We start from the raw sequence: 23,251 nt of genomic DNA, 5'->3' as shown, positions 1-23,251 counted from the left end.
TTCTTGTAGCTCTATTTATTTAACCGCATTTCTAAATCAGTAACAGAAGAAGGGAAGCCAGCATGAAAATCCATGAGTATCAAGGCAAAGAGATCCTCCGAAAGTTCGGAGTGACCGTTCCGCGCGGCATTCCGTGCATGTCGGTGGACGAAGCCGTCAAGGCAGCTGAAGAGCTGGGCGGCCCGGTCTGGGTAGTCAAGGCGCAGATCCATGCTGGCGGCCGCGGCAAGGGCGGCGGCGTGAAAGTTGCCAAGTCGATCGACCAGGTCCGCGAATACGCGAACCAGATCATGGGCATGCAGCTGGTGACCCACCAGACCGGCCCGGAAGGCCAGAAAGTCCGCCGCCTGCTGATCGAAGAAGGCGCCGACATCAAGCAGGAACTGTATGTCTCGCTGGTCACCGACCGCGTCACCCAGAAGATCGTGCTGATGGCCTCGTCGGAAGGCGGCATGGACATCGAAGAAGTCGCACACAGCCACCCGGAAAAGATCCACAACGTCGTGATCGAGCCGTCGGTCGGCCTGACCGATGCCCAAGCTGACGACGTCGCCCGCAAGATCGGCGTGCCGGAAGGGTCGATCGCCGCTGCCCGCGCCAACCTGCAAGGCCTGTACAAAGCCTACTGGGAAACCGACTGCTCGCTGGCCGAGATCAACCCGCTGATCGTGACCGGTGACGGTAAAGTCATCGCCCTGGACGCCAAGTTCAACTTCGACCCGAACGCCCTGTTCCGTCATCCGGAAATCGTCGCCTACCGCGACCTGGACGAAGAAGATCCGGCCGAAGTCGAAGCCTCGAAATTCGACCTGGCTTACATCTCGCTCGACGGCAATATCGGCTGCCTGGTGAACGGCGCCGGCCTGGCGATGGCCACCATGGACACCATCAAGCTGTTCGGCGGCGAGCCGGCCAACTTCCTGGACGTCGGCGGCGGTGCGACGGCTGAGAAAGTCACCGAAGCATTCAAGATCATGCTGAAGAACCCGGGCCTGAAGGCCATCCTGGTCAACATCTTCGGCGGCATCATGCGTTGCGACGTGATCGCCGAAGGCGTGATCACCGCATCGAAGGCCGTGTCCCTGAAAGTGCCGCTGGTCGTCCGCATGAAGGGCACCAACGAAGACCTGGGCAAGAAGATGCTGGCCGACTCGGGCCTGCCGATCATCGCCGCAGACACGATGGAAGACGCAGCGAAGTCGGTCGTCGCCGCTGCTGCTGGCCAAGCCTAATTCGCAAAGGAAATAACATGTCGATTCTGATTAACAAAGACACCAAAGTCATCACCCAAGGTATCACCGGCAAGACCGGCCAGTTCCACACCCGCATGTGCCGCGACTACGCGAACGGCCGTGAAGCCTTCGTGGCTGGCGTGAACCCGAAGAAAGCCGGTGAAGACTTCGAAGGCATTCCCATCTTCGCAAGCGTCAAGGAAGCCAAGCAGAACACCGGCGCCAACGTTTCCGTGATCTACGTGCCGCCGGCAGGCGCCGCCGCCGCGATCTGGGAAGCCGTCGAAGCCGAACTCGACCTGGCAATCTGCATCACCGAAGGCATCCCGGTCCGCGACATGATGGAAGTCAAGGATCGTATGGCCAAGGCCGGTTCGAAGACCCTGCTGCTGGGCCCGAACTGCCCGGGTCTGATCACCCCGGACGAGATCAAGATCGGCATCATGCCGGGTCACATCCACAAGAAGGGCCGCATCGGCGTCGTGTCGCGCTCGGGCACCCTGACCTATGAAGCAGTCGGCCAGCTGACCGCGCTGGGCCTGGGCCAGTCGTCGGCAGTCGGCATCGGCGGCGACCCGATCAACGGTCTGAAGCACATCGACGTGATGAAGATGTTCAATGACGATCCGGATACCGACGCAGTCATCATGATCGGCGAGATCGGCGGCCCGGACGAGGCGAACGCTGCTTACTGGATCAAGGACAACATGAAGAAGCCGGTGGTCGGCTTCATCGCCGGTGTTACCGCTCCTCCGGGCAAGCGCATGGGCCACGCCGGCGCGCTGATCTCGGGCGGCGCCGACACCGCGCAAGCCAAGCTGGAAATCATGGAAGCCTGCGGCATCAAGGTCACCAAGAACCCGTCGGAAATGGCTCGCCTGCTGAAGGCCATGCTGTAATTCGCCAGTTCTGTCGGTTTCATGAAAACGGAGAGCCTCGGCTCTCCGTTTTTTTTTCTTTGGCAAGATTCCCGGGTCATGCGCATGCCTTACTATTGGTGGCATGCGTTAACCCGACAGGACCGATGCCATGAACCGTTTCGCACGCAGACTCTGGTGGAAGTTCTCGCCAAGCCAGATCCTCGAAAAGTGGATGGCCTTTGCCTTCGACAGGCGCCATAGCACGGACACCAGCAGTTTCGTCGAGTTGAAGGAACTGGATGTCGCCGGCGACAACAAGCGCCATGGCGAGCGCTACCAACCTTCCCCCGTCTACTCGCTGCGTCGGCTGCTGCGGCGGCTCGGCATCCACTATCCGGACTACGCCTTCGTCGACTTTGGCTCGGGCAAGGGGCGCACGCTGCTGGTCGCCGGCGAACTGCCTTTCAGGCAAGTACTCGGGGTTGAATTCAGCGAGGAGCTGCACCGGAAGACAGCGCAGAACATCGGCCGTTACCCGCAGCGCAGAGCGGCGCATGTCGAATCCGTGCATGCCGACGCCACCACGTTCAGCCTGCCGGCCGGTGCGCTGGTTTTGTACTTCTTCAATCCTTTCAGCCGTCCAGTATTGGACAAGGTGCTCGCGAATATCGCCGCATCGGTGGCCGAACAGCCGCGTCCGGTCATCCTCATCTATTTATATCTGCCCGACGAGCATTGGCTGAGCAGTCTGCAAGGATTCCGGCTGCGCGAAACCTGGCGTAACTACCACGTCTACGACTACCTGCCGCAAGCGGTCGGTACGATCGACACGGCCGGGATGGCTGGCAAGGCGCAAGCCGCCTGACGCGAACAAATTCTGGCAGGCGACAATTTTTGCCATGCCCGGCTGACAAAAATTGTCATACGGAAAGGGTAATACTGACAAAAAATGGTACTGGCATCGTGTTTTGATGTCTCCGGTATAACGATTCCGCATGGAAACGACCTGGCACGGCGGTTGCATATAGTAAAGGGCAGAAGCAAGCCGTACCCGGACAAGCAGTAACCCTCAATCGTCGTACCAAAACTGGAGAAATACCATGAAAGCACCGAAAATGATGAAGAAAGCCGAAGGCGGCTTCACCCTGATCGAACTGATGATCGTCGTCGCGATCATCGGTATCCTGGCAGCCGTCGCGATCCCGGCTTACAGCAACTACACCATCAAGGCCAAGGTTGGCGCCGCCATGAGCTCGCTGGCTTCGCTGCAGACCGCAGTTGCTAACTGCATCCAGGAAGCTGGCGGCGTCGCAACCGATTGCACCACCGGTTCGAACGGCGTCCCGAGCTTCACCGCGACCAAAGAGCTGAGCGCGGAAACCGCCGTCGCTGCCGGCAAGATCACCGCAAAATTCAATACCGGTATCGGCACCGGCGTTGATGGCCTGAGCTTCACCATGAACCCGTCGACCGCTACCGACCAGACCACCATTACCTGGGAAGTCAAGGCAGACGACATCTCCAACGAGACCGCCAAGCAGACCCTGACCAAGAACAGCGTTGCTGCTGCTACGACCGGCACCGGCTCGACCGGCACCGGCTCGACCGGCACCGGCACGACTACCCCGTAATAATCTCCGGTAGTCCACTGAAAAGCCGCCCTCGGGCGGCTTTTTTGCTTTTTGGCTTACGGAAGAAAGCGCCGCAGCGCTCAGACGATATTCTGCCGATCCGCCAGCAGCACCTCGTAGGTCAGGTTCTGCAGCATGGTGTAATGGACCGGATCGAGGTCCAGGAACTGCACGCCGTAAGCGAAGAACTCGCTCCCGTCCGACTCGCGACGCTGCGCGCTGACGTTGCGGACCGCCGCCCGCGCCTTGATCCGCACTTCCTGCTCGCCGACCGGCGAGGGCAGGCTGAACTCCACCGTGATGTCGCCGCCGTCTTCCGGCAGGCTGGACGCCGATTCGATGCGCGCGCCGTTGACGCTGACGTTGGTGAGCGTACAGCCGGCCACGGCCGCACCCGCGCGCAGGACCTGGGCCGGGATCTCGACCTTGACCCGCATCGCCGCGCGCAGGCTGGTGCCCTGGATGGCGTCGGGGAAAGAAAGGTGGACGTAGAGCAGGGGACGGTCGAAGACGCGCTCGACCGTGCAGGCGAAGGAGCACACGTTCACGCCGGAGAAGACGCGGATCGTGATCCGCTCGCCTTCCACCAGGCCGACCGGCGTACCGTTTTCGACCGGGATCCTGACGATCAGGTACTCATCCTTGACGTAGCCGATGAGCGTCGAAAAATACTGCACCGGCTTGATGCGCCGGTAGGTGATGAACTGGAGCCGGACGCCCACCTGCAGGTTCATCGACTCGAAAGTGAATTCCCGCGGGGCGAGGTCCCGGTCCGTCTGCATGCTGCTCATGATGATCTTCCGTGTCCCGTTTCACGCCCGGCGGCGGTGGGGACGGACCGCACGCGGGAAAGCCGGGAATCATAGCATCACAGCAACTTATGCGCACGGCATACGAAAAAAATGCCCGCGCGAAGGCGGGCATTTGTGGTGCGAAAGACGAATCAGGGCTTGATGTGCTGATCCAGCCAGTCGATCACGGTGTGGTGCCACAGCAACGAGTTGGCGGGCTTCAGGACCCAGTGATTCTCATCCGGGAACACCAGCAGCTTGCTTTCGATGCCGCGGCGCTGCAGGGCGGTGAAGGTCGACAGGCCCTGGGTGGTCGGGATGCGGAAGTCCTTGTCGCCTTGCACCACCAGCATCGGGGTCTTCCACTTGTTCACGTGCAGGACCGGGTTGAAGCGCTCGTGCTTTTCCGGCACCGTGAAATAGGGGCCGCCGTTTTCCCAGTCGGTGAACCACTGTTCCTCGGTCGAGTAGGCCATGCCGCGGGTGTCGAACACACCGTCGTGGTTGACGATGCACTTGAAGCCATCGGACCAGTTACCCTCGATCCAGTTCATCATGTAGCCGCCGTAGGACGCGCCCAGTGCACAGGCCTTCGAGCGGTCCAGCCACGGATACCTGGACACCGCCGCCGCCAGGCCCTTCTTGAGGTCCTCGAGCGGCTTGCCGCCCCAGTCGCCGCTGATGGCGTCGGTGAACTTCTGGCCGTAGCCGGTCGAACCGTGGAAGTCGATGAACACGGCGGCATAGCCGGCGCCGGCATACACCTGCGGATTCCAGCGGTAGCTCCAGGCATTGCCGAAGCTGCCCTGCGGGCCGCCATGCACCAGGAAGGCGATCGGATATTTCTTGCCCGGCTCGTAGTTCCACGGCTTCATCACGTAGCCGTGCACGGTGTCGCCGTTCGCGCCCTTGAACGAGAACTGCTCGTACTCGCCCCAGCGCACGTCGCCGAGCTTGTCGGTGTTCACGTCGGTCAGCTTGACCGGCTCGTTCGCTCCCAGCTTCATCGCGTACAGCTGGGCGCCGGCGGCCAGGCTGGCCTGGGTGAAGGCGACGGTGTCGCCGTGCACGTCGAAGCCGCCGATCGAGCCCTTGTTCGTCAGCGGCGTGACCTTGCCGCTGGCGACGTCGATCGAGAACAGCTTGTGCTGGCCGATGTCTTCGGCGTCGACGACCAGGGCCTTGCCGTCGCGGGTCCACTGCAGGCTGCCCGGCGAGCGGTCCCAGCTCTCGGCGAGGTTTCGCTTCTTGCCGCTTGCCAGGTCGAGCAGCACGATATGGTAGCGGTCGGCTTCGAAGCCCGGACGCGTCATCGACAGGTAGGCAAGGGTGCGGCCGTCCGGCGAGAACACGCCCTTGGTGTCCCAGGCCTTGTTATCCGCAGTCAGGTTGCGCGGCTGGCCGCCGCTGGCCGGGACCGCGTACAGGTCGAAGTTGGTCGACCAGGCTTCGGTCTTGCCGGCGATGCGCACCGAGAACACGACGGTCTTGCCGTCCGGGCTGAAGTTGAATTCCTCGCGGTCGCCGAACGGCTTCGAGGGCACGTCGCCGTCCAGCGAGCCGGACAGGCTGACAGGGGCGGCGCTGACGCGGCCGTTGGCGTCGAGCGGTGCCGAATACAGCACGGCATTGCGGCCGTCGGCCCAGGTATCCCAGTGGCGCACGAACAGGCGGTCGTAGACCTGGCCGGTGGCCTTGTCCTTTTCTTTTGCATCGGCCTTGGCCTTGGTGCAGGCAAGGTCCGGGCAGTCGCGGAACACCGACATGCTGAGTGCGATGCGGTCGCCGGTGGGCGAGACGCGGTAGGCGTCGACATCGACCGGCATGCTCGTCACCTGGCTGGGTTCAGCCAACTGAGCGCCGCCGTCGGCCGGCATGCGCCAGACCTGGGACGAGCCCGAGCGGGCGGACAGGAAGTAGATCGCGTCACCGGCGGCCGACCATTCCGGATCGGTGCTGCTGGCGGCGTCCGCGGTCAGGCGCTGTGGCGTCGGCTTGGCGGCGCGCAGGTCGACCATGTACAGGTCGGTATGGCCCTTGTTCTTTGCCAGGTCGGTGTTGCGCACCGTGTAGACGATGCGGTTGCCGTCGGGCGACACCGCCGGCGTGCCGACGCGTTCCATCGCCACCAGGTCCTCGACCGTGAAACCGCGCGCCGCGGCCATGGCTGAGGGCGCCATGGCGACGGCGGTCGTGGCGAAGGTCGCGGCAACCGCGGCTGCCAGCGCTAGCAAACGTACTTTCATCCTGTCCTCGTGAGTCAGTGAAAAGATGCAATTTAACATGTGGAAAGGATGATGCGTTAGCTTGTGCTCCCACAGGATATGCGGGGTGGGTGGCATTACACTCGATGGTTCATCGCACACAGGAGAGCATGGTGACGACCACGACGACGACGATCAGTTTCAACCCGGCCGGCGCCTTTCTCGACAGCTGGTTCCGCGCCGTCACGCAGTACCAGCAAGCCATGCAGGCGAACACCCAAAAGCTGATGCTCGGCCCGGCCAGTAATGTCCAGGAACAGGGCATGCACGCTTTCATGACGGCATGGCAGGGGTCTGCGGAAGCCTTCATGACGAACATGATGAACCTGCAGCGGCAGTACCTGGAATGGTTCGCGGAAGCGAGCAGGCAGGCCATGGGGATGATGGGTGGCCAGTCCCTGGAGGCGTGGACGGGAGCGCTGCGCCCGGCCCGCTAGAAATGTTGACTGACTGCTATTTCCAGCGTAGCCTCGCCCTGACTCATCAAGGGGCGAACATGACGGAAAGACGGGACCGCACGCAGGACGAGCAGATTCCCATCCAGCCGGTGGCGCGCATCGGCGGCGCGCTGTACCTGGTCATCATCGTGATCGGACTGCTGGGCGAAGCCGTCGTCAGGGGCAGCCTCATCGTCCCCGGCGACGCGGCCGCCACCGCGCAGCGCATCCTTGCGTCGGAATTCCTCTGGCGTCTCGGGGTGGCGGGACAGCTGCTGTTGCTGATCTGCGCCATCGCGCTGATGCTGGTCTTCTACTTGCTGTTGCGCCCGGTGAGCCGCACCCTGGCGCTGGCGGCGGTGTATTTCGGCCTGGTCTCGCTCGCCGTCGAGAGCGTCAGCGCCCTGTTCCTGCAGCAGGCGCTGGCGCCGCTCACGAGTTCCCTGTATGCCCAGGCCGCAAACCCGCAGCCGCTCCATGCGCAGGCCTACCTGGCCATCCTCGCGCACAACAATGCCTTCGGCATCGCCCTGATCTTCTTCGGCGTCGAGTGCCTGATCCTGGGCTACCTGATCCGTAAATCCACCTACTTCCCGGCGGCGATCGGCTGGCTGATGCAGCTCGCCGGCCTGTGCTACCTGGTGAACAGCTTCAGCATGGTGCTGTCGCCGCCGCTGCAGGGCGTGCTGTTCCCCTTCATCCTGCTGCCCTCGCTGGTGGGGGAGAGCGCGTTCTGCCTGTGGCTGCTGTTCAGGGGCGTCGATCCGGCAGCGTGGGCGCGCGTCATTTCATCGACTGCCGCAAGTCGATGAGCGCCTGCGGGCTGACCCGCAAGACGCCTTCCTGCGACCGGTCGAGGTCGGCGATCAGCACGATCACCACGGAAAACGTGAAGGCGACCACGATGATGACGAGCGAGCGGCTGGTCCCGGTCAGCCCCGAGTGGTACCCCATGGCGGCGAAGGAAAACACGGAAATCCCGTACAGCGCCGCCCAGATGGCAAAGGGAATCCGGTTGCGCACGGCCGCGTTCAGCCGTTTCGTGTGCAGGTCGATCACATCGTTGAGCGTCTGCACGAACAGGCCGACGATGACCGAATCGGGGTGCTTCACCGCGATCGGCACCGTCAGCGCCCACAACCGGTTCTGGATGTCTTCCGAGCGGCGGACGCCTTGCGCCAGCTTGTCGGGCGTGATCGCGTCGATGCGGATGTCCACGTAGTCGCGCAGCAGGGTCCGGATCTCGTCGCGCCGCTCGGGCAGCATCTCGGCGCGCAGATAGGTGGTGCCGATGGCGTTGGCCTCGTCGACAAGCAACTGGCGCTTGGCATCGAAGCGCGAGGCCGCCAAACCGAAGGTAAAGCCGAGAATGAAGGCCAGCAGGCCGAGCGTGGAGGCGACCATTTCGCCGACCGGCGTTTCCATCTCATGCGCCCGGCGCGCCCGGGCCTGTCCCACCCGGTAGCCGCCCTCGACCGACAGCAGGACGACGCACATGATCCCGATCAGGAGGACCCAGAGCGGAAGAACGTCGAGCGGTTCGGTGCCTTGCATGGCGGCCTCCCGGCAGCGATGGCAGGGCTATTCTGCCACTATCTGCCGGCACGCGTCAGGCAGGGATCATGCTTGCTCGCGCAGTCGCGCAGCCAGGTCCGCCGCGCTCACCGGCTTGCCGATATGGTAGCCCTGTACCGCATTGCAGCCGCTCTCGAGCAGGAAGTCCAGCTGCGCGGCCGTTTCCACGCCTTCGGCGATCACGGACAGCCCCAGGTCGTGGCCGATTGCAATGATGGCCCTGACGATTGCGGCGTCCTGGGTGCGCGGCGCCAGCTCGCGGACGAAAGCCTGGTCGATCTTCAATTCGGACAAGGGGAAACGCTTCAGGTTGCTCAGGCTCGAGTAACCGGTGCCGAAGTCGTCCAGGGACACCCTCAGCCCAAGCGCCACCAGCTCCCGCATGACTGCAATGCCGAGCTCGGCGTCCTGCATCACCATGCTTTCGGTGATCTCGAGTTTCAGCTGCCGCGGATCGATCCCGTGCGCGGCCAGTGTGGCGCCCACCTTGCGGGCGAGTTCCCCGCCGATGAATTGCGGAGCCGAGACGTTCACGCTGATCGTCAGCTCGGGCAGGCCCTGCTCGCGCCAGGCCCGCGCCTGTGCGCAGGCCTGCTCGAGAACCCAGTCGCCGATGGGCGAGATCAGGCCGCACGCTTCGGCCGCCGGAATGAAGAGGGCGGGGGAGACCATACCGCGCGCCGGATGGCGCCACCGGATGAGCGCCTCGACGCCGACGATGGCATTGCGGCTGAAGGAAAACTGGGGCTGGTAGAACAGCTCGAATTCCTTGTGCTTCAGCGCATGGCGCAGGTCGCGCTCCATTGCCAGGCGCTCGAGAATGCGCGCGTGCGCCTCCCGCTCGAAGATCTGGATGCCATTGCCGCCACGCGCCCTGGTCTGCTGCAGCGCCGCTTCGCTGTGCCGCAGCAGGGTTTCGGCATCCACGCCGTTGTCCGGATAGACGCTGATGCCGGCGCTGGCGCCAAGCGTGAAATCGAGACCGCGAATGTGCACCGGCGCGGCCAGCGCCTGCTGGAGCCGGGACGCAAGCGCGGTGGCGCGCGACAGCAGGGTCTCGCGTCCCTGGAGGAGGAGGACGAATTCTTCCTTGTCGAGGTGGCCCAGCACGCCGGCGCCATCGATGCAGGTCTTGATCCGTTCCAGCATCTGCAGCAGGGCCGTGTTGCCCGCGGCATTGTCCAGCGCATCCGTGATCGTATTGAAGCGGTCCAGGCAAAACGCCACGATCGCCAGTTGTTTATTGCCGGCGGCGGCCGCGCCGATGGCCTCGTCCAGCATCGCCGTGAAATACAGGCGGTTCGGCAGGCCGGTAACGCTCTGGTGCATGGCCTGGTCCTGCAGCTGCGTTTCACGTTGCCGCAGCGTGTCGACCAGGCTGGCCAGCGAACGCGACAGTACAGCCACTTCACGGAAGCCATTGTTGATTGGGAATGCCACCTTGGATTGGTCTTGCTGCAGCGATAGGGCGGCATTCGTAATGGTGATCAGCGGCCGCGAGATGGTCACCGCCAGGAACCAGCCCAGGGCCGCGAACAGCAGGGCGATGGCGGTGCCGACGATGAGGAACTTTTTGCTCAGCACCTTCACCGGCGCATACGCGTTGTCGAGCTGTTCGCGCACGATCACGACCCAGCCCAGGCCCGGATAGTTCTGGTAGCCGCGGCTGAGACTATAGCCCGCAAGGTAGGTCCGGCCGTCCGGCCAGCGTTCGATGCGGTAGCCGTGGAAACCCTGTTGCGCCGCCTTGATGCCAGCCAGGGCAAGCGGCTTGTCCTGCAGCTCGCGTGGGCCGAGCAACACCGTGCCGGCCGCGCTCAATATCAAGGTTTCGGTGGGCTGGCCGTCGTCCGACGTCGATGTCGCGTCCCGAACCCAGCGCCAGTCGATGTGCGCGCCCAGCACGCCGGCGAAAGTCCCTTTGTCGTCGAACACCGGCATCGCGACGTCCATGAAGCGCAGCGGCTCGCGGCCGCCCGGATTCAGGTGCTTCTCGAGCAGCAGGGCCTGATGCACGTCGCCGGTGAAGGCAGTGTTGACCGCGCCGCTGAACCAGGGGCGCTGCGCGACATTCTGTCCTTCCAGCAGGCCGTCGGTGGCGGCGCGCACCGTACCCACCGTGTCGGCGTAGCCGATCCACGCATAGCTGGCGGACGCCTTGCGCAAGGCGTCGAGCCGCTTGCGCAGGAAGGCGGGGCCATTGTGCAGGCCGAGATCGGTCAGGGCGCGCGTCTCGACCTGGATATCCTGGCGACGCTCGTACATGCCGCGATCAAGTTTGTCAGCCATTTCCCGGGCACGCAAGGCCAGGCTGTCGCCAATATGCTGCTCCAGCTGGCGGGTGGCGGCGTCTTCCGTGACCAGGGCGAGGACGGCCGCCGTTGCGACCGTGAGCACGACGGCGAACACTGCCAGGTAGGTCCTGAGACTATGCTGTCGTGCCATCGTGTCCTTTAAGCGGGCTGTGCGCTATCTTACGCTATTGTGAATTGATTTCCGCCTGCCTGCTTGGCAAGGTACATCGCCTGATCGGCACGACGGATCAATTCATCGGCCATGATTCCCGGCTCGTGGAAAGCGATGCCGATGCTGGTGCCGACCTGCAGGGCGTTCCCGCCGGCCTGCATGAGCGGCCGCATAATGTCGATGAGCTTGGCAGCCAGCTTGTGCACCGCCTGCCGGTTGGGCATGTCGATCAGGAGGCAGAATTCATCGCCGCCCAGACGGCCCACCACGTCGCTCTCCCGGATCGCGTTTTTCACCCGGGTAGCGAACTGGACGATGACTTCGTCGCCGACGTCATGGCCGTAGGTATCGTTGATTCGCTTGAACTTGTCGATATCGAAATACATCAGCCCGACCAGCGTACCATGCCATTTCGCCTTGTCGACAGCCTGTTCCAGGCGCGCAAGGAAATGGGCCCGGTTCGGCAAGCCGGTCAGGCTGTCGTACAGCGCCATGTGCTCCAGCCCCTGCTCCAGGCGCTTGCGCTCGGTGATGTCTTCGTACACGCCGAGCACGCCGACCTTGAGTCCTTGCCCATCCGTCAGCGGAATCTTGCTGGTCCTGAGCCAGCCTACGCTGCCATCCGCGCGGTGCTGGGCTTCCTCGTAATTGATGCGCGCAATACCGTTTTGTATCGTACGCAGGTCGTCCTGCCGGTAAGCCTCGGCTTCTTCCTTCCAGGCGAAGTCGCTGTCGGTCTTGCCGACGATTTGCTGTGGATCGTCCAGCCCGGCGTCTGCGCAGAAAGCCTTGTTGCAGCCCAGGAAATACAGCTCGGTGTCCTTCCAGAACACGCGCTGGGGAATATTGTCGATGACGAGCTGCAGCATCTGCCTGGATTCCTGCAGCCGCCATTCGGACTGCCGCCGCTCGGTGATGTTATCGGCAATGGCCAGCACGCCGCTGACCTTGCCTGCGGTCGTGACGGGGATCAGCACGATGCTGACTTCGATACGCCTCTGCTCGCTGGTGACGAGGGTGCAGTCGAACCGGGCCGACTCGCCCGACAGGGCATCGTTCAACAAGGCCTCGACCCGCTGCATATCGTCGCCTGCGACGAGCTTCAGCATCGACGCACCGACCAGCTTGCTCCTGGTGCTGTCCAGTTGCTGAATCGTCTGCGAGTTCGCATTGGTGATGCGCCACTGGGCATCCAGCGAAAATACCGCGGAAGGGTGATGTTCGAAAACGGCATGGAAGCGTTGCGCATGTTCGGCCTGCTGGCGCTGCGCGCGACGTCGATGCAGCCATTTCCAGGTCAACCATGCGAAGACCATCGAGGCCAGGCCGCCGGACAGCAGGATCAGCCAGCTGTGGCGCAATGCATAGCGGTCCGTATAGCTTGCCTTGGGCTGGAAATGCAGTATCCACTTCCGGCCCGCGAAATCGACGGTTTCCTTATAGAAGGCCGCGGTCTCATCGAGCGCATGCGGGTAACTGTCGCCGTCGTAAAGCAGGTGCTGGCGATCGAGCGTGCCATCGTAGATTTCGAGATCGAACTGCTGCTTGAATCGGTGGCCCATGATGCCTTCTATGACATCGTCGAGCAGAAACACGGAGAAGATGTAACCGGACAGCGCGGCGCGGCGTTGCGCCGGCGAGCCGATCGGCTTCGACATGTCGAAGACCGGCGTGAAGATGAAAACATAGTCCGCGCCCGCCGGCGAGGAGAGATAAGCCAGTTTTCGGGTGGCGACGGATCTCCCGAGATCGGCCGCGGCCTGCATCGCCTCGCGGCGCTCGGTAATCATCGCATAGTCGAAGCCAAGGAAGCCCTTCACCGTTTCATCGAAGGGAGCGGCGTACAGCAAGGGGAAAACCGCGTCGCCGCCCGGATGATTGCTGCGGATCGAATAAGACGGCATGCGCTTGCGCGCCTCGGCTTCGAATCGCGCGACCTGGCTTGTTGCGACGCGCGGCAGATAGCCTATATAGCTGAGCCCCGGATGGGTTTCGCGGGAGCGGATGTTGTCGATGTAGGACCTGAATTCACCAGGCGTCACTTCGATGGACGCGGAAAAGAAACCCGCCACATCCCGGTTCAGGTGCACATAGGATTGCGCCCCTTCCTGCAGCATGCGCGAATACACGCCGGCATCGAAGCGCGCGTGGGCGGCGATCCGTTGCTGTTCCTGCCATTGGAAGGCCAGGTAACTGGCGACGGTCACCACCATGCCGAAAATTGCCGCTGCGAGCGCCGGCCAGTCGCGTACCAATCGGGTAAAACGTGTAGAAAACTGCTGGTTGTTCACTTGTGTCGGGAGACGCTATGTTTGAACAGCCAGTTTAACAGTTTTGCGCCAATATGTTGCGCAAAAGAAATAAAATAGCAATCTTGCCCTTTCGCTCAGGCGAGGTCCGCCGTCCAGTCTCCCGACTTGCCGCCATGCTTCTCCAGCACCCGTACATTGGTCATCACCATGCCCCGATCGGCCGCCTTGCACATGTCGTAAATCGTCAACAGCCCGACCTGTACGGCGGTCAGCGCCTCCATCTCGACCCCGGTCTTGCCGACGGTTTCGACCTGCGCGCGGCAATGCACGCTGTTCGCCGCGCCATCGACCTCGAACTCCACCGCCACCCGCGTGATCGGCAGCGGATGGCACAAAGGCACCAGGTCGCTGGTCCGCTTCGCGCCCATGATCGCGGCAATCCGCGCGATGCCGAGTACGTCGCCTTTCTTGGCGGAGCCGGAGCGGATCAGCTCCAGGGTCTCCGGTTTCATGCGGATCGTGCCGGCGGCGACGGCGATGCGGTGGGTGTCCTGCTTGGCGCCGACGTCGACCATATGGGCCTGGCCGGTGGCATCGAAGTGGGTCAGCGGCGAATCCTGGCTCGACATATTGTTGTAATCGTTTATTAAGGGAAAGTTAACCGGAGCGTGGCGGGACAGTGACATGGCCCCGGGACGCGGTATCATAGCATCGTGAAACCGAACCCGAATCCAGCGATGTTGCAGCTTTCACTTCCGGAACGTCGCCGCCCGCGCTGGCGCTCCCTGCTCACGGCCGCCTGCCTCGGCGCGTCCGCTTCCTTTGCCCTGGCGGCGCCCACGGCACCGGCCGCACCGACCCTGCGCACCCCTGACGCCACCTTGCCCACGCTCGGCGACGCCGCGCGGGTCGACCTGTCTCCGGTCATCGAGCGCAAGCTCGGCGAAGAGATCATGAACGACATCCGGCGCGACCGCGACTACCTCGACGACGATCCCATCATCGAGTACCTGAACAATTTCGGCGAAAACCTGGTCTCCTTCGCGCCGGGCGCGCGCGGCGAGACGAATGCCGATTTCTTCTTCTTTGCGGTGCGCGATCCGATGATCAACGCCTTCGCGCTGCCCGGCGGCTTCATCGGCGTGCACTCGCAGCTCCTGATCGCGGCGCAGAACGAGTCCGAGCTGGCCTCGGTGCTCTCGCACGAGATCGGCCACGTGCAGCAGCGCCACATCGCGCGCATGCTGGGGCAGCAGAAACAGGATGCGCTGCTGCCGCTGGCGGCGCTGATCCTGGCGGCCCTGGTCGGCAAGGCCGGCGGCGGCGCCGATGCGGCGATGGGCGTGGTGATGGGCGGGCAGGGCCTGGCCATCCAGCGCCAGCTGAATTTCAGCCGCGACGCCGAGCGCGAGGCCGACCGCGTCGGTTTCCAGACCATGCGCGCCGCCGGCTACGACACTTCCGGCATGGTGTCCTTCTTCAAGCGCCTGCAGGGCACGACCCGCCTGTACGGCGAAGCGCCGGCCTGGTTGTCCAGCCACCCGCTGACCGGCGAGCGCATCGCCGACATCCAGAACCGGATCCGCGAGGCGCCCAAGCCCGGCCGCATCAAGCCGGACGCGATCGAATTCCACCTCGTGCGCGCCCGCGCCCGCGTGCTGCAGGACGAGAGCGCGAAGGGCCGCGAGGACGCCAAGGCCGCCTTCGAAACCCAGCTGAAGCAGGACAACACCCAGCAGCAGACCGCCGCCATGTACGGCCTGTCCGTCCTCGCCCTGAGGCAGGGTGAGCTGAAGACGGCGCAGGGCTGGCTCGACAAGGCGAAGGGTTCGATGAAGCCGCGCCCGGGCGTGCTGTCGGCCGAGCGCACCGGCACCGATGGCTCGGCCATGTTCGCCAGCCTCGACGTCGAGATCAAGCTGGCGCCCGGCCAGCCGCCGGAGGTGCTGGCGCAGGCGGTGCAGGAAGCCGAGCAGGCGCACCAGAAGTTCCCGCTGTCGCGCATGCTGGCGCGACAGTACGCCGATGCGATGATCGGCGCCGGCAAGCTGGACCAGGCCGCTTCTTTCCTGCGCGACCAGGTCCAGCAGTACCGCGAAGAGCCCAAGCTCTACGACCAGCTGGCCAAGACCTATGCGGCGCAGGGCAAGATCGCGCTGCAGCACATGGCGCTGGCCGAATCCTATGTCCTGAGCGGCGCCGTGCCGGCCGCGGTCGACCAGCTGAACCTGGCGCGCAAGGCCCAGGACGTGTCCTTCTACGACCAGGCCGTGATCGACGCCCGCGAGCGCGACCTGCAGCAGCGCCAGAAAGACGAGAAACAGGACAAGAAGGACAAGGACAAGTGGGCGGCCGCGCCGGACGGCGGGCCGAAGCTCAGGATCGAGACCAGCAGCGAGACCACGCCGGCGGCCGGCTTCGGCGCGATGCCGGGATTCGGCGCCAGTCCGCGCCCGGGTGCGGTTTCCGGGTCAGGCACGGCCGGGGCGCCGGCCAGTCGCGATCCGGGCGGGCTTACCGATCCCTTGTGGTGGCGGAAGTAGGCGCCTGCACGAAGCCGAAGCGCTGCGGCGCTTCGTCCGCCGCCAGGCGTTCCACCGCGATCTCCCGACCCTGCCAGCGCAGAGCCAGCCGTCCCGGGCCGCCTTCCAGCCAGGCCAGCAATGCGTCATCCCCGACCGGCTTGCCGTCCAGTTCCATCGCCTGCAGCAATTGCGCCACGTCGCGGTCGTCCACCTGCGCCAGGCGGTCGCCGGCGCGCAGCACGATGTTGCCGGCTTCCAGCATGAACACCTGTTCGGGCGCCGGCATCGCTTCGCCGGTGTGCAGGATGAAGCCCTGGCCCGGGTCGGTGCGGGCGATGAAGGGCGTGGCTTCCAGGTTCACATAGACCCGCTGCGGGCCGTTCTGGAAATACCAGCAGCCGCGCTCGTCATGCTGGTAATTGCGCTTGATGAAGCCGACCAGGGTGGCGTTCGTCAGCTTGTCGCCCGGGGCGCCGGCGCGCTGGGCGGCCTCGTCGCGCATGCGCCAGGCGCCGCGCGCGTCGAGTGCCAGCCAGCCATAGCAGTGGGGCACGTTCGGCCACTTGGCCATGGCCTGTATTACGATGTCGTCCATGTCTTCAAGCTTGGCATAGTTGGGAAGCCGCCGGCGCGCGCGTGCCAGCGCCCGCGACCTCGTCGAAGAAGTGCAGGATGCGGTGGGGCAGCCAGTCGATGCGGCCGGGGAAGGGGCCGGTCGGGAAGCCGACGTGGCCGCCGGTATCCGGATACTCGAGCGTCACCGGGGCCGCAGCCGATACCGGCAGGTGCCGGCCCGGCAGGAAGGGATCGTTGCGCGCGTTCAGCACCAGGGTCGGCACGGTGATGTCGTGCAGCACGTGCTTGGCGCTGGCGCGGTGCCAGTAGTCGTCGGTGTCGCGGTAGCCGTGCAAGGGCGCGGTGACGACGTTGTCGAAGCTGTACAGGTCCTTCGCGGCGAGCAGGGCGGCGCGGTCGAACAGGCCGGGGAAGCGCTCCAGCTTGGCCAGCGCCTTGGGCTTCAGCGTTTCCAGGAACATCCGCGTGTAGAGGCGGTTGAAACCCGTCGACAATGCCGCGCCGCCGGCCGCCAGGTCGAGCGGGGCGGAGACGCTGACCGCGGCGTCGACGATCCCGGCGCCGTGCTGCTGCTCGCCGAGCCAGCGCAGCAGGGCATTGCCGCCCAGCGAGACGCCGGCCACGTAGAAGGGGCCGGCGCAGCGCGGCAGCAGGCGCCGGATGATCCAGTCCAGTTCCTCGGCGTCGCCCGAGTGATAGAAGCGCGGCGCCAGGTTGGCTTCGCCCGAGCAGCCGCGGAAATGCGGGATCGCGCCATGCCAGCCGCGCGCCCGGACCGCCGCCATCAGGCCGCGCGCGTAATGGCTGTTCGACGAGCCTTCGAGGCCGTGGAAGAGGAGGACGAAAGGACGCGCGGCGCCGTTGCCGGGCGTATCCTCTGCGCCGTCGACGAAATCGACGTCGATGAAGTCCTGGCCGCAGGGCGTGTCCCAGCGCTCACGCCGGAACGCGAGCTCCGGCTTGCGGATGGCGACGGCCGGGTAGATCGTCTGCAGGTGGCCGCCGGGCAGCCAGAAGGGGGCACGGTAGCCGGGCATGCCGGCGAACAGGTCGCTGCATTCGGCGCAGTAGCGGCTCACGGCCAGGTTTGCTGCTCGATCAGTGATGCGACAGGACGGTGCCCGGCTTCAGCTGGTACTGGGTGCCGCAGTAAGGGCACTTGGCGTGGCCGTGGTGGTCGAAATCCAGGAAGACGCGCGGGTGGGACGACCACAGCGGCATCGCCGGGTTCGGGCAGTAGGCCGGCAGGTCCTTGGCTTCCAGTTCCACCACAGGAATGGTCTTCTCGTTCATGTTTAGCTAGCTCCGTCATTGCGAATGATGTGAAGCCATGATTTTAACGGATTCGCACTGATTGCCGGAATGGTCCGGTAGAATAGCTGGCCGATTACTGTCGAGTAGATTTACTTTTAAGAAATTCTCTCGCACTGTCACAGATTCAGTTCATGCCCGACCGTCTTTTGTCCGCCGTGCCCTTGGTTCCCCTTGAATGTTGCAGGAACGCGACATGAGCCAGCCGCATCTGGACCTGCCGGTCGATCCGCAAGCCGACGCGCGCGGCTGGCGCGAAGGTGTCCAGACCGGCTTCCCGACCCTGTTCGGGATCGGCGCCTGGGGCATGGTGGTCGGGGTCGCGATGGTCAAGAGTGGCCTGACCGTGGCCCAGGCCAGCGGTATGACCCTGGTGGCGTTCGCAGGTTCCGCGCAACTGGCATCGCTGCCGCTGATCGCCGCCCACGCGCCGATCTGGGTGATCTTCCTCACCGCGCTGGTCGTCAACCTGCGCTTCGTGATCTTTTCCGCCCTGCTGGGGCCACATTTCTCGCGCCTGCCGCTGTGGCAGCGTTTTTACCTGGGCTATATCTCCGGCGACGTCTCGATCGCCCTGTTCCTGCAGCGCTATCCGAGCCCGGCGCCCGAGCCCGGCAAGCTGGCCTTCCTGAAGGGATTGATGTATCCGAACTGGATCGCCTGGCAGACCGGTTCGCTGATCGGCATCTTCCTCGGCAGCGCGGTCCCCACCGAATGGCAGCTCGGCTTCGCCGGCACGCTGGCGATCCTGTGCATCATGGTGCCCCTGATCATCAACAGCGCCGCCCTGTGCGGCGTGGCCGTGGCCGGGGTGACGGCGGTGCTGGCGCACGGGCTGCCCTATAAACTGGGCCTGCTGGCGGCGGTGCTGGCCGGCATGCTTACCGCGATGGTCTACGAAGAGACGATGGAAAAACGCAATCGCAGGGGCAGGATCGGCCATGGCTGACTGGGAAATCTGGGTCGTGATCCTGGTGCTGGGCGTGGCCACGGCCTGCACCCGCAGCGCATTCTGGCTGGTCGGCCACAAGGTGACGATTCCGCCGCGGGTGCAGGAAATGCTGCGCTATGCGCCAGCCTGCGCCCTGGCCGCGATCGTCTTCCCCGACATGGTGCTGGGGCCGCAGGGCGAGCTGGCGCTGGCGCTGGCGAACCCGAAACTGATCGCCGGTATTGCCGCCCTGCTGTTCTACCTGTGGCGGCGCGCCATGCTGCAGACCATCGTATTCGGGATGCTGGTGCTGACACTGTTGCGTGTGTTTCATGTTTTCGGCAACATCGGCTAAGGTAAAATAACGTTTTTTCCACTATTCCCCGGATCCACGCTGACATGGCCGTCCTCAATTTCACCCGCTTGCAAGACCTGATCGACCAAGGCGCGCTGAAAGGCAAGCGCGTCTTCATTCGCGCCGACCTGAACGTTCCCCAGGACGACGCCGGCAACATCACCGAAGATACCCGCGTGCGCGCCTCCGTGCCCGCGATCCGCGACGCCCTGCAGGCTGGCGCGGCCGTGATGGTGACCTCCCACCTGGGCCGCCCCACCGAGGGCGAATTCAAGCCGGAAGACAGCCTGGCGCCGGTCGCCAGGCGCCTGTCCGAGCTGCTGGGCCAGCCGGTCGAGCTGAAGCAGAACTGGGTCGATGGCGTGGAGGTGGCGCCGGGCCAGGTCGTGCTGCTGGAAAACTGCCGCGTCAACAAGGGCGAAAAGAAAAACGATGATGAATTGGCCCGGAAGATGGCCAAGCTGTGCGACGTCTACGTGAACGACGCCTTCGGCACCGCGCACCGCGCCGAAGCGACCACCCACGGCATCGCGAAGTTCGCGCCCGTGGTTGCCGCCGGCCCGCTGCTGGCCGCCGAACTGGATGCGCTGGGCAAGGCGCTGCACGCGCCGCAGCGTCCGCTGCTGGCCATCGTCGCCGGTTCGAAGGTGTCGAGCAAGCTGACCATCCTGCAGAGCCTGGCCGACAAGGTCGACAACCTGGTCGTCGGCGGCGGCATCGCCAACACCTTCATGAAGGCGGTCGGCCTGAACGTCGGCAAGTCGCTGATGGAAGCGGACCTGGTGAACGAAGCGAAAACCATCATCGACAAGATGGCGGCGCGCGGCGCGACCGTGCCGATTCCGATGGACGTGGTGTGCGCGAAAGAGTTCTCGCCGACTGCCGCCGCCACCGTCAAGGACGTGGCTGACGTGGCCGACGACGACATGATCCTGGACATCGGCCCGAAGACGGCCGCCCAGCTGGCGGCGCAGATCGCCAAGGCCGGCACCATCGTCTGGAACGGCCCGGTCGGCGTGTTCGAGTTCGACCAGTTCGCCGAAGGCACCAAGACCCTCGCCACCGCCATCGCGCAGTCGAAGGGCTTCTCGATCGCCGGCGGCGGCGACACCCTGGCTGCCATCGCAAAATACAATATTGCCGACCAGATCGGCTATATCTCGACCGGCGGCGGCGCCTTCCTTGAGTTCCTCGAAGGGAAGACGCTGCCGGCGGTGGAGATCCTGCTGCAACGCAGCGCCAATAAAAACTGAGTGAGACCCAGCGCAGCCGCAGGCTGCGCTTTTCATTGAAGGATAACCATGTACCGTGGCACCAAGATCGTAGCAACCATCGGCCCTGCGTCGACCGATTTCGACATTCTCGTCAAGATGATCCGCGCCGGCGTCGACGTCGTGCGCCTGAACTTCTCGCATGGCCGGGCGCAGGACCACATCGATCGCGCTGCCCTGGTACGCCGTGCCGCCGCCGAGTGCGGCCGCGAAGTGGCGATCATGGCCGACATGCAGGGTCCGAAGATCCGTGTCGGTAAGTTCGAGAACGGCAAGATCTTCCTGAACAATGGCGATCCCTTCATCCTGGATGCGAAATGGGGCGAGAACGGCGAGCTGGGCAACCAGGACCGCGTCGGCCTCGACTACAAGGCGCTGCCGCGCGACGTCAAGCCGGGCGACAAGCTGCTGCTGAACGACGGCCTGATCGTGCTGGTCGTCGACAAGGTGGTCGGCAACGAGATCTACACCACGACCAAGGTCGGCGGCGAACTGTCGAACAACAAGGGCATCAACCGCCAGGGCGGCGGCCTGACCGCGCCGGCCCTGACCTCGAAGGACATGGAAGACATCAAGACCGCGATGAGCTTCCAGGCCGACTACCTGGCGATTTCCTTCCCGAAGAGCGCCACCGACATGGAAATGGCGCGCCAGCTGGCGAATATCGCCGGCGAGCCTTTCGGCCACAAGCCGATGATGATCGCGAAGATCGAGCGCGCCGAGGCGATTCCGGTACTGCAGGAGATCCTCGACGCGTCCGACGGCATCATGGTCGCGCGTGGCGACCTGGCGGTCGAAGTCGGCAACGCCGCGGTGCCGGCGCTGCAGAAGCGCATGATCCGCATGGCACGCGAATCGAACAAGCTGGCGATCACCGCGACCCAGATGATGGAGTCGATGATCGTCAACGCCGTGCCGACCCGCGCCGAAGTGTCGGACGTGGCGAACGCCGTGCTGGACGGCACCGACGCCGTGATGACCTCGGCCGAGACCGCATCGGGCAAGTACCCGGTCGAGACCGTCGAAATGATGTCGGCGATCTGCGTGGAAGCCGAGCAGTCGGAGTACAACAAGCTGGAAGCCGACTTCCTGAACGTGCAGTTCACCCGCATCGACCAGTCGATCGCCTACGGCACCCTGTTCACCGCCCACCACCTGCGCGTGAAGGCGATCGTGGCCCTGACCGAGTCGGGCTCGACCGCGCTGTGGATGTCGCGTCACTCGATCGACACCCCGATCTTCGCGCTGACCCCGTCGCAGACGACCCAGCGCAAGGCTTCGCTGTACCGCAATGTGCGTTCCTTCCACCTGATGCAGGAAGGCGGCAGCCACGCCGTGCTGCGCAAGGCCGAGGAACTCCTCATGCGTGAAGGCGTCGTACGCAAGGGCGACCTGATCGTTGTGACCTGGGGTTCGCCGATGGGGCAGGCTGGCGGCACCAATGCGCTCAAGATCGTGCGCGTTGGCGATGCGGAAAATTTTTTGAAGGAATCCTCGTAAATAACCCGTTGCTTCCGTAATTGACCGTCGTTCCCGCGAAAGCGGGAACCCATACTGAGCTGAACGAAGATACTCAGCATGGATCCCCGCTTTCGCGGGGATGACGGTAGCAATTTTGCCGAGGCGACGATGGCGGGCGAGGTTCCACACCGGTTTTTTTATTGTTTGGAGCTAAACATGGCACTCGTATCAATGCGTCAACTGCTGGACCACGCCGCCGAAAACGGCTATGGCCTGCCGGCTTTTAACGTCAACAACCTGGAGCAGGTCCAGGCCATCATGGCCGCGGCCGACGCCACCAACAGCCCGGTGATCATGCAGGCATCGGCCGGCGCCCGCAAGTATGCCGGCGAAGCCTTCCTGCGCCACCTGATCGACGCCGCCGTCGAAGCCTATCCGCACATCCCGGTCGTGATGCACCAGGACCACGGCCAGTCGCCGGCAGTCTGCATGGCCGCGATCCGTTCGGGCTTCACCTCGGTGATGATGGACGGCTCGCTGGAAGCCGACGGCAAGTCGGTCGCCTCGTATGACTACAACGTCGAGGTGTCGAAGGAAGTCGTGAAGTTCGCGCACTCGATCGGCGTGACCGTCGAAGCCGAACTGGGCGTGCTGGGTTCGCTGGAAACCATGAAGGGCGACAAGGAAGACGGCCACGGCGCGGACCGCACCATGACCCGCGAAGAGCTGCTGACCGACGTCGCGCAGGCCGCCGACTTCGTCGCGCGCACCCAGTGCGACGCGCTGGCCATCGCCATCGGCACCTCGCACGGCGCCTACAAATTCACCCGCAAGCCGACCGGCGACATCCTGGCCATCGACCGCATCAAGGAAATCCACACCCGCATCCCGAACACCCACCTGGTGATGCACGGTTCGTCCTCGGTGCCGCAGGAGCTGCTGGCGATCATCCGCGAATTCGGCGGCGACATGAAGGAAACCTATGGCGTGCCGGTCGAAGAGATCCAGGAAGGCATCAAGCACGGCGTCCGCAAGATCAACATCGACACCGACATCCGCCTGGCGATGACGGCCGCGATCCGCAAGTACCTGTTCGAGAACCCGTCGAAGTTCGACCCGCGCGACTACCTGAAGCCGGCCCGCGAAGCCGCCACCCTGATCTGCAAGGCGCGTTATGTCTCCTTCGGCTGCGAAGGCATGGCGTCGAAGATCAAGCCGATTCCGCTGGAGAAGATGGCCGAGCGCTACAAGGCTGGCGAACTGGCGCAGATCGTCCAGTAAGAAGAAATACCGTCGTCCCCGCGCAGGCGGGG

Annotated in this window: 21 protein-coding genes; 12 read left to right on the top strand and 9 right to left on the bottom strand. The window is 64.2% G+C overall.

What is annotated here, in order from left to right; all coding sequences use genetic code 11:
- Positions 1-62: 62 nt before the first annotated feature.
- From sucC to AM586_RS29065, 4 genes are all read left to right on the top strand, one after another.
- Complete coding sequence (sucC, locus tag AM586_RS12730; protein ID WP_052234038.1) at positions 63-1,232, top strand: ADP-forming succinate--CoA ligase subunit beta; 1,170 nt, start codon at positions 63-65, stop codon at positions 1,230-1,232.
- 17 nt (positions 1,233-1,249) lie between these two features.
- Positions 1,250-2,131 carry a succinate--CoA ligase subunit alpha gene (gene sucD, locus AM586_RS12725; RefSeq protein WP_052234039.1) on the top strand — a complete coding sequence of 294 codons (882 nt, stop codon included), beginning with the start codon at positions 1,250-1,252 and terminating at the stop codon, positions 2,129-2,131.
- A gap of 130 nt (positions 2,132-2,261) precedes the next feature.
- Positions 2,262-2,957 (top strand): class I SAM-dependent methyltransferase, encoded by a 696-nt coding sequence (locus tag AM586_RS12720; protein ID WP_052234040.1) that lies wholly within the window; start codon positions 2,262-2,264, stop codon positions 2,955-2,957.
- Positions 2,958-3,192: 235 nt separating this feature from the next.
- Complete coding sequence (locus AM586_RS29065; protein WP_052234041.1) at positions 3,193-3,723, top strand: prepilin-type N-terminal cleavage/methylation domain-containing protein; 531 nt, start codon at positions 3,193-3,195, stop codon at positions 3,721-3,723.
- Positions 3,724-3,803: 80 nt separating this feature from the next.
- On the opposite strand, the gene AM586_RS12710 is transcribed toward AM586_RS29065, so the two are convergent.
- Positions 3,804-4,514: a flagellar brake protein gene (locus AM586_RS12710; RefSeq protein ID WP_052234042.1), complete on the bottom strand. Its 711-nt coding sequence runs from the start codon at positions 4,512-4,514 to the stop codon at positions 3,804-3,806.
- Positions 4,515-4,666: 152 nt separating this feature from the next.
- Positions 4,667-6,760, bottom strand: coding sequence for a S9 family peptidase (locus AM586_RS12705; RefSeq protein ID WP_052234043.1), 2,094 nt, complete (start codon positions 6,758-6,760; stop codon positions 4,667-4,669).
- A 128-nt stretch (positions 6,761-6,888) separates the two neighbouring features.
- Between AM586_RS12705 and AM586_RS12700 the strand changes: the two genes are divergently transcribed.
- Both AM586_RS12700 and AM586_RS12695 read left to right on the top strand, forming a co-directional pair.
- Positions 6,889-7,215, top strand: coding sequence for a hypothetical protein (locus AM586_RS12700; protein ID WP_156328237.1), 327 nt, complete (start codon positions 6,889-6,891; stop codon positions 7,213-7,215).
- A gap of 59 nt (positions 7,216-7,274) precedes the next feature.
- Complete coding sequence (locus AM586_RS12695) at positions 7,275-8,027, top strand: DUF4386 domain-containing protein (protein ID WP_052234045.1); 753 nt, start codon at positions 7,275-7,277, stop codon at positions 8,025-8,027.
- Here AM586_RS12695 and AM586_RS12690 read toward each other — a convergent pair.
- The 4 genes from AM586_RS12690 to moaC form a co-directional block, all read right to left on the bottom strand.
- Positions 7,999-8,769 (bottom strand): hypothetical protein, encoded by a 771-nt coding sequence (locus AM586_RS12690; protein WP_052234046.1) that lies wholly within the window; start codon positions 8,767-8,769, stop codon positions 7,999-8,001. The genes AM586_RS12695 and AM586_RS12690 overlap by 29 nt on opposite strands.
- Before the next feature lie 66 nt (positions 8,770-8,835).
- Positions 8,836-11,235, bottom strand: coding sequence for an EAL domain-containing protein (locus AM586_RS12685; protein WP_082439786.1), 2,400 nt, complete (start codon positions 11,233-11,235; stop codon positions 8,836-8,838).
- A gap of 29 nt (positions 11,236-11,264) precedes the next feature.
- Positions 11,265-13,547: a diguanylate cyclase domain-containing protein gene (locus AM586_RS12680; RefSeq protein ID WP_156328238.1), complete on the bottom strand. Its 2,283-nt coding sequence runs from the start codon at positions 13,545-13,547 to the stop codon at positions 11,265-11,267.
- A 95-nt stretch (positions 13,548-13,642) separates the two neighbouring features.
- Complete coding sequence (gene moaC / locus AM586_RS12675; RefSeq protein WP_052234049.1) at positions 13,643-14,137, bottom strand: cyclic pyranopterin monophosphate synthase MoaC; 495 nt, start codon at positions 14,135-14,137, stop codon at positions 13,643-13,645.
- Positions 14,138-14,245: 108 nt separating this feature from the next.
- Between moaC and AM586_RS12670 the strand changes: the two genes are divergently transcribed.
- Positions 14,246-16,051, top strand: coding sequence for a M48 family metalloprotease (locus tag AM586_RS12670; RefSeq protein WP_082439785.1), 1,806 nt, complete (start codon positions 14,246-14,248; stop codon positions 16,049-16,051).
- Here the strand turns inward: AM586_RS12670 and AM586_RS12665 are convergent.
- The 3 genes from AM586_RS12665 to AM586_RS12655 all read right to left on the bottom strand — a co-directional run bounded on the left by AM586_RS12665 (position 16,023) and on the right by AM586_RS12655 (position 17,902).
- Positions 16,023-16,628: a DUF2946 family protein gene (locus tag AM586_RS12665; protein ID WP_052234050.1), complete on the bottom strand. Its 606-nt coding sequence runs from the start codon at positions 16,626-16,628 to the stop codon at positions 16,023-16,025. The genes AM586_RS12670 and AM586_RS12665 overlap by 29 nt on opposite strands.
- 4 nt (positions 16,629-16,632) lie before the next feature.
- On the bottom strand, positions 16,633-17,646 hold the full coding sequence (locus tag AM586_RS12660) for a YheT family hydrolase (RefSeq protein ID WP_052234082.1): 1,014 nt from the start codon (positions 17,644-17,646) through the stop codon (positions 16,633-16,635).
- Positions 17,647-17,707: 61 nt separating this feature from the next.
- A complete protein-coding gene (locus AM586_RS12655) occupies positions 17,708-17,902 on the bottom strand; it encodes a zinc-finger domain-containing protein (RefSeq protein ID WP_052234051.1) in 195 nt (64 codons plus the stop codon).
- Positions 17,903-18,116: 214 nt separating this feature from the next.
- On the opposite strand from AM586_RS12655, the gene AM586_RS12650 reads away from it, so the two are divergent.
- The 5 genes from AM586_RS12650 to fba all read left to right on the top strand — a co-directional run bounded on the left by AM586_RS12650 (position 18,117) and on the right by fba (position 23,219).
- Positions 18,117-18,869: an AzlC family ABC transporter permease gene (locus tag AM586_RS12650; RefSeq protein WP_052234052.1), complete on the top strand. Its 753-nt coding sequence runs from the start codon at positions 18,117-18,119 to the stop codon at positions 18,867-18,869.
- The gene (locus tag AM586_RS12645) at positions 18,862-19,206 is read left to right on the top strand and encodes an AzlD domain-containing protein (RefSeq protein ID WP_052234053.1); all 345 of its coding nucleotides are present in this window, start codon (positions 18,862-18,864) and stop codon (positions 19,204-19,206) included. The genes AM586_RS12650 and AM586_RS12645 overlap by 8 nt, the downstream gene beginning before the upstream one ends.
- A gap of 44 nt (positions 19,207-19,250) precedes the next feature.
- The gene (locus tag AM586_RS12640) at positions 19,251-20,459 is read left to right on the top strand and encodes a phosphoglycerate kinase (RefSeq protein WP_052234054.1); all 1,209 of its coding nucleotides are present in this window, start codon (positions 19,251-19,253) and stop codon (positions 20,457-20,459) included.
- A gap of 48 nt (positions 20,460-20,507) precedes the next feature.
- Entirely contained in the window at positions 20,508-21,977 is a 1,470-nt protein-coding gene (pyk, locus tag AM586_RS12635) for a pyruvate kinase (RefSeq protein ID WP_052234055.1), read from the top strand.
- Positions 21,978-22,154: 177 nt separating this feature from the next.
- Positions 22,155-23,219 (top strand): class II fructose-bisphosphate aldolase, encoded by a 1,065-nt coding sequence (fba, locus tag AM586_RS12630; RefSeq protein WP_052234056.1) that lies wholly within the window; start codon positions 22,155-22,157, stop codon positions 23,217-23,219.
- Positions 23,220-23,251: the final 32 nt, after the last annotated feature.

It is taken from the genome of Massilia sp. WG5 (assembly GCF_001412595.2).
Taxonomy (GTDB): Bacteria; Pseudomonadota; Gammaproteobacteria; order Burkholderiales; family Burkholderiaceae_D; genus Telluria.
Note: the sequence above shows the minus strand (reverse complement) of the source record. Positions and strands in the feature narration are given on the sequence as shown.